The organism is Prevotella sp. LCP21S3_D2 (genome assembly GCF_052118345.1).
Taxonomy (GTDB): Bacteria; Bacteroidota; Bacteroidia; order Bacteroidales; family Bacteroidaceae; genus Prevotella.
The window spans coordinates 49,790-57,158 of record NZ_JBQKHJ010000023.1; the positions used below are offsets into that span (position 1 = coordinate 49,790).

The following is a 7,369-nucleotide window of genomic DNA, read 5'->3' on the forward strand; positions in this document are numbered from 1 at the left end:
AGTAGAACAATAATGAAAACAAATAAATTAGTATATGGTCTGTTCGGACTCATGGCGCTGGCATCTTGCAGCGATAAGATGGATTACAGCGAGACGGTAGTCAAGGATAAGGATTATGTGATTCAGACCTTTGAGAAGGTGGGTGGTTTCATGACCGATATCTACAATTATGCAGACTATGATTATGGTCAGAACTTTGGCGGAGGCATGCTTGCCTCTGCCACCGACGAGAGTGTTTACTCCGTGAGCGGTACCAGCATCGAGACCTTCTATAACGGCAGCTGGAGCCCATCCAACGCCCAGGGCTCGCTCTGGAGCAATATGTATAAGGGCATCAAGACCTGCAATGTAGTGTTGAAGGATTTTCAGGACTTGAAGTTCGAGGATTTCGAGCTCAATGCCGACTATCAGCAGCAGATGTACCGTTACGAGAACTACAAGTGGGAGGCCCGCTTCTGGCGTGCTTACTTCTATTTCAATCTCGTTCGCCAGTATGGGGGTGTGCCTGTCATCGATCCTGAGATGGCGGCAGCTGATGTCAACAATCAGCCTCGCAAGTCATCTGACGAGGTGTTCCAGTACATCTTCGATGAATGTGACGCCGTGAAGGACAGCATCATCAAGGATTACTCCGACCTGGGAAGCATGGCTCTGAGTACAGCTGAGGATGGACGTGCCAACAACCTGACCGTTCTTGCCCTCAAGGCTCGTGCAGCGCTCTATTGGGCAAGTCCGCTCTTCAATCCTTCTGGCGATAAGGAGCGTTACCACAAGGCTGCTCTCTATACCAAGGAATTGCTGGATGCCTGCGAGGCAAGGGGCATGAAGCTCGCAGCCAAGTATGCTGACCTCTGGTCAACCAATAATTACAAGGATGCCGACAAGAAGTGTGAGATTATCTTCGGTCGCCGTATCTATGGTACCAAGATTTCATCTACCGATCCATCAGATAATGTGGTAGAGAGCTACAACTATCCGTTTGGTATCGATATGGCAAAGGCTAGTTATTCAGCTTCCGGTAGAAACTGCCCATCCCAGAACCTGGTGGATGCCTACGAGATGAAGGATACGGGTAAGGGTATCAACGAGGCTGGCAGCGGCTATGATGAGCAGAATCCTTACGCTGGCCGTGACCCTCGCTTCGAGTTGACCATCGCCAAGAACGGTGATCTGTGGCCTACTGCAGCCAACTATAAGAAGGCTGCTCTCCAGACCTATTATGGCGGCGTGAATGCCGAGCCATTGGTGGGTGCTACTCCTACGGGTTACTATCTGAAGAAGTTGTTGCATGGTGATATCGACCTTACTTCAAAGACCAAGAAGCAGGGCGACTATCATACCTGGGTTACCTATCGTCTGGGTGAGTTCTATCTCAACTATGCTGAGGCTGCATTCAAGTATCTGGGCAGCGCCACTGCTACGAGTGCCGATCTCCCTATGTCGGCAGACGAGGCTGTGGATAAGATTCGCCAGCGTGCCGGAATGCCTGATTTCCCTACTTCGTTGAGCAATGAGGAGTGGTGGAGCAAGTATCAGAACGAGCGCATGGTAGAGCTTGCCTTCGAGGGTCATCGCTTCTGGGATGTACGCCGATGGAAGGAGGCAGACAAGTTCTTCAAGAACATTCAGGAGATGAAGATTACCAGGAACGATGATGGTTCCTTCACCTATACCCGTGAAACCGTACAGCGCCAGTGGGATGACAAGATGTATCTCTTCCCGATCCCTAACGACGTGATGCTGAAGCACGAGAAGTATGGACAGAAGTGGGAACAGAATCCTGGCTGGTAATAGGATGATTATAAGAATAAAAAAACTCGTTGGTAAAGAAGCCAACGAGCTTTTTTTGTAATCTATTTGGCAGGCAATCTTTACTTGCTCTTTGCAAAAATATAAAAAAGATTGAGACAGACAAGGCAGCAGGCAAAATTTTGAGGCTTTTACAAAGAAAAAGGCTCCCTTGCATGGAAGCAAGAGAGCCTTTGTCTATTGTTTTTTCGTTTTTACATTCCGAATCCCGCTTGAGAATGTAGGATGGGGGGATTTCTGTATTTTATACTGCTATTCCATTACGCATTATATCTTCATATAAGGGTGATGGGTTGCATTCTTCAATCAAAACCGGTTCTATAGATGTATCTATATTAAGGGTGGCAAGCCATAATGAAGATGTGGTATCTAACCAGTCGCCATTAAGTTTAGGTATAACTACTGCTACATCGATATCACTATCTTTTCTTGCTTCATTTCTGCTACAAGAACCATACAGATATACTTTCGCATTAGCAAGCAATGGAAGTATTGCTTCCTTGTAGCATTTTACTATCATCAAAGCATGTTCTCTATCCATTGTTTTAATTCTTTTGTTTTATTAATTAATGTTCTGCAATATTCTGGAATCAATTTCTTCGCTAACTCATCTTTGTAGGAAGGGTATCTTGCCTCAATATTCATTGGCATTAATTCCGCAAGAAACTTTAGCTGTTCTGGCGTCATTTTTGATACTAACCCGCAGCTTTGTGCCAACTTCAAGAGGTTATGGATGTATGGAACCTCGTCTGGTTTTATTGCACTCCAATACGACTTTATTGTTTTTTCTATAACCAAATGGCACATAAAGCCAACATATAGCCATCTTCCACCGTTGTACATAACCTCAGCGGTTTCGATGTCATAGTCAGCAAGTTCTTTCCAATATTTAACTTTATCTATTGCCATACGTTTTGTTTTTATGCAAAAATATACCAAATAATTGAGATTGCCAAATTTTTAGTGTTAAAAAGATTTTTTAGAATTAAAAAACTCGTTGGTAAAGAAGCCAACGAGTTTTTTTGTAATCTATTTGGCAGGCAATCTTTACTTGCCATACTTGCTAGGCGCTATTCCATACTTGTTCTTGAAGCATTTATAGAAATAGGTGGAATCGGAGAAACCAACCTTTTCGCTGATCTCGCTTACCGTGTATTCGCCTTCCAGCAGGAGCTTGGCGGCAATGCGCAGGCGCTCGTTCTGGATATAGATGTTTGGCGAAACACCCATGATGCTCTTCGTGCGGTTATATACCGTGGTTCTGCCCAGGCAGAGCAGCTCGGCAAGGCGGTCTACATTGAAGTTGTTGTCGCCGATATGCTGTGCCACGATTGCCTCCAGCTTGTCCTTGAACTTCTTGTCCAGGGTTGACATCAGGAGGGTTGGCTCATTCTTCTTGAGCTCCTTCACAGGCTTGATCAGGATGGCTTCTCCGCCTGACGTCTGCTCTGGGTTCTCTTGCGGAGCATTCTCCTGCAGGGTCTCTTCCTGAAGCTTCGCCTTCTCTTCAGCCTGCTGCTTTGCCTTCTCCTCAGCCTGCTGCTTCGCCTTCAGGTCCATAGCCACAAACTGCAGGGCTCGGGCGATGAGGAGCTTGAAGTTGCAAGGCTTCACCATATAGTCATCTACGAAGTTCTTGTATGCCTTCAGTATATGGCTGGTATCATCAAAGGCGGTCAGCATGATGACCGGGATGTTCTGCGTCTCCGGATCCGCCTTCATGTTGCTTACAATCTCGTAGCCGCTCATTTCCGGCAGCTGGATGTCGCTGATGAGCAGGGCTGGCTTAATCTTCCGGATGTTCTCGTAACCCGTCTTTCCGTTCATGAATGTTTCTACATGGAAATAGACCGACAGCTCCGACTTGATCTGCTCCAGCATGTCCGGATCGTCTTCTATCACCATCACGGTAACGTTGTTGATGGCTTTCGGAGTCATCTCCTTCACGATTATGTCTATCTCGTCCTTGTCGATGCTGTGGGCGTCCAGCGCCTTCTTCTCGATGATATCCTCCGGCTGATACTTGCCGGCATCGTCTGGCAGGGCAAGGCAGAAGCGGCTGCCTCCTAGATTCCGGGAACGCTGATAGGTGAGCGAACCCTTGTGGATTTCTGCCATCTGATGCGCCGTAAAGAGACCGATGCCCATACCGCCCTTGGAAGCATAGCCGTGCATGAATGGCTTGAAGAGGTCAGCCTCTCTTTCCGGCTTGATGCCCGGACCGTTGTCTTCTACCGAGCAGAATACGATGTCGTTCTCCAGATAGAGTCTTACGCTGATGATGCCCCTGTCCGGGGTATATTTCACGGCGTTGCTCAGCAGGTTATAGACGATGTTTTCCACCTTTTCCTGGTCGAAGAGCATCTCATGCCTGCTGGTCCACGGAGTGAAACTCATGCTGACGTCCTTCTGCTTGGCTACGGTATAGAGATCATTGTAGATGCTTCGCACGAAACCGATGATTTCGCCCTTTTCCACATTCAGCTTCATATTGCCCGTATTGATCTTGCGGAACTCCATCAGCTGGTTGATGAGTCGCTGCAGTCGCCTGGTACCCCTGTTGAGGGTATAGATGGTGTTCTTGGAAGCATAGCCTTCTCCCTTGGTCATCATCTTCTCCACGGCACTCTGGATGATGGCGAGCGGGGTGCGGAACTCATGAGAGATATGGGTGAAGAAGTTGATTCGGAAGTCAGACATCTGTTTCTCCAAAGCAATCTGCTGGTTCAGTTCGAAGTTTCTTCTCCATGAACGGTAGTAGAGCACTCCGGCTCCGCAGATGATGAGCAGATAGATGCACCACGCCCATACCGTATTGTACCAAGGCTGGCGGATGGTGATGTGCAGCAGGGTTTCCTCGCTCCACTGGTTGCTGCCTATACGGGTACGGATATGCAGGGTGTAGCTGCCAGGGTTCAGGTCGCTGAACTCGGCATGGTTGATGCTGGTCATCGGGCGCCAGGTCTTGTCTATTCCTTCCAGATAGTACTGGTATATCGCATTCTGGATGTGCGGATAATCGAAGTTGGAGAAGTGGATGTTGAGCGAATTCTTGTCGTGTGGCAGGCTGATTTCCCGTGTATAGTTCAGCGCCTTGGTCAGGAATTGCTCGTTTTCTGCTTCGTATATCGAGATGCCGTTGATGGTGAGGTCGGTGATGACTGCCTTCATCTTAGCTGGTGGCATGCTGATGGTGCGGGATGGCTGGATGAAGATCATGCCGTCGGATACTCCGAATACCAGCCTGCCATCCTTCAGCCTGGTGGCGCAGTTCTCCGTAAAGTTGTTGCTGAAGATGGTGCGTCCTATCTGGAACGAGCGGATATCGTTGGTCTTGGCGTTGAGACGGGAGATTCCTTCCTCTGTACCAATCCAGATATTGCCGTAGTTGTCTTCCTCCAGCGAGCGGGTATTGTTGTCGGTGAGTCCCTTGCTCGTATCAAACAGCTCGTACTCCAGTTTCCCGGTCTTCTCGTCGTAGCTGCATTTCAGAACGCCTCCGGTTGCTGCAAACCACAGTTTGCCGTCGTGTGCCTCGATGCCGCAATTGATTTCGCTTACGGGCAGCTTTCCGTTTTCGTCGCTGAAGCGGAGGAACTTCTGGGCTGTAATCTTCCTCTCAGCGGTATTCACCATGGTGATACCGTTGTTGCTGCATACCCAGAGTCTGCCCTTGCGGTCCAGGATCAGGTCGTGGATCTGTGCTTCTTTGCCGTCAGCATTCAGAAACTGTTCGAACTTCCGTGGCTGCAGCCCTGTAGTCTGTGGGGTGATGAGCAGACCTTCTCCCCAGGTGGCTATCCAGGCTCTTCCCTGCCTGTCGAAGATGGTCTTGTAGAAGGATGCGCCCGGAGCATAATGTTCCTTCTCATGTTTGGAATATTTCACATTGTCAATGTAGATGCCGTCGCCCTTGGTAGCTATCCATTTCCTGCCCTGCGGGTCGATGGCATAATCGTAGACGCAGGCATCGGTCTGCCTTTCCAACGTTCGCTGTTGGGTCCTGGCATCATAGATATAAGTCCTGTTGGCACGGGTGCTGACGGCGAGTTTGTCATTGCCTATGTTGCTGATGTGTCGCACGTAGTTGCTCCATTCCCGGTTGGTATTTGGTTCAATCTTGACATGCTCTGTGTAGAGATCCTTCAGTTCACGGCAGCAATATACGCCATCTCCGGTACAGATCCAGATGCATCCGCTGCGGTCGATGAATACGTTCAGCAGGAAGTCGGAATGGAAGAGCGGGTCCTTGTCTGCTGCAGAGAAGTGCTGGAGTTCGTCTTCCTTCGGGTTGTAGATGAAGAGTCCGTTGCCATAAGATACGATGTATACATTTCCGTGGGCGTCTTCGGCAGCCACGAAGTTCTTGTCTCTACCGTTGATGTAAGCCTTGTCGTCCAGCAGATGGAATTTCCTGAAGAGGTTTCCCTTCTTGCTGAACAGGTAGGCGTTTCCCTTCTTGTCGTAAAGAAACTCATAGGATTTGAGAAAGGTTTTCGACATGGCATTCGGTATCTGGATGGCTGGCTTGTGGAAGATGCCGGTCTTCAGGTTCATGGCGAAAGTTTCTTCCTGGGTAAAGATATACCATTCTCCCTGACAGAAGAAGGAGGCGCGCGATTTCCCCACATATCCCACCATGGATGGAAGATGGGATTTCCTGACGGGCTTGCCCGAGTTGTCATAAAGGAAGGCATCGCCCTTGTCGGTCAGCACGGCGATATGATTGCCGTCTGTGGTCAGGGTGATGATGTGCTGGTTCTGGAGCATCAGATGGCTCTTGCCGTCTGGGGTGATGCGGTTGAGTCCTTTATCGGATGCTATCCAGATATTGTGTTTGAAATCTTCCTGCATCTGTAGCTGATGGTCGCCTATCAGCTTGCCGTTCTTTGTAGTATAGTCTGTGGCGTGAAACTTCCCGTTGCTATAGGTCAGGTATCTGGCTCCGAAATCTCCTGAAAAGAGCCACATGCCATTCTGGCTCTTGAATCGGTTTCTCAAGAGCGCAGCATTTTCCTTATCGAAATAATCGGAGAAATGAGCTGTTTCCAGGTCGAAGCAGCAGAGGATGTTGGATGGATTGTAGCCCCAGATGAGTCCATGTTTCTCGTCGTTGATGAGCTGTGAGATGGAGTGGTGGGTCTTTTGTCCGGAGTTCTTGCTGAGATTGGTGAAGTTGATAAACTGATAGCCGTCATATCTGCTCACTCCGTTCGGTGTTCCGAGCCAGATGAATCCGTCTCTGTCCTGGATGATGTCGTTCACGGTATTGCACGACAGGCCGTCCTTAGCCGAGAGTCGTTCCCCGTCCAGTTTGATGCTGCCGGATGCCTGTAGAGGCATCAGCCAAAAACAGATGAATCCTACTAAATATAATAAGGTGTAGAATGTCTTTATGTTTCTTTTCATTGATAGGTCTTTTATTTTTCTGCAAAAATACAAAAAAATAAGGCAAGTTCTCAATAGAAGTGCAAAAATCTGAGGGGGTTTCAGGCTTAATAATCTATACCTGAAAACACCGAGGGGTTTGGGGGCGAGTAGCCCCCATGTATTGAGCTAT

The 7,369-nt window shown here is 48.6% G+C and carries 4 protein-coding genes; 1 reads left to right on the forward strand and 3 read right to left on the reverse strand.

Features of this window, described 5'->3' with window-relative positions; all coding sequences use genetic code 11:
- Positions 1–12 precede the first annotated feature (12 nt).
- A complete protein-coding gene (locus tag ACTQ16_RS12945; protein ID WP_441937761.1) occupies positions 13–1,791 on the forward strand; it encodes a RagB/SusD family nutrient uptake outer membrane protein in 1,779 nt (592 codons plus the stop codon).
- Positions 1,792–2,053: 262 nt separating this feature from the next.
- On the opposite strand, the gene ACTQ16_RS12950 is transcribed toward ACTQ16_RS12945, so the two are convergent.
- The 3 genes from ACTQ16_RS12950 to ACTQ16_RS12960 all read right to left on the reverse strand — a co-directional run bounded on the left by ACTQ16_RS12950 (position 2,054) and on the right by ACTQ16_RS12960 (position 7,218).
- Entirely contained in the window at positions 2,054–2,350 is a 297-nt protein-coding gene (locus ACTQ16_RS12950; protein WP_294970029.1) for a nucleotidyltransferase domain-containing protein, read from the reverse strand.
- Positions 2,329–2,718: a HEPN domain-containing protein gene (locus ACTQ16_RS12955; protein ID WP_294970026.1), complete on the reverse strand. Its 390-nt coding sequence runs from the start codon at positions 2,716–2,718 to the stop codon at positions 2,329–2,331. The genes ACTQ16_RS12950 and ACTQ16_RS12955 overlap by 22 nt, the downstream gene beginning before the upstream one ends.
- Positions 2,719–2,856: 138 nt before the next feature.
- On the reverse strand, positions 2,857–7,218 hold the full coding sequence (locus ACTQ16_RS12960; RefSeq protein WP_441937763.1) for a hybrid sensor histidine kinase/response regulator transcription factor: 4,362 nt from the start codon (positions 7,216–7,218) through the stop codon (positions 2,857–2,859).
- Positions 7,219–7,369: the final 151 nt, after the last annotated feature.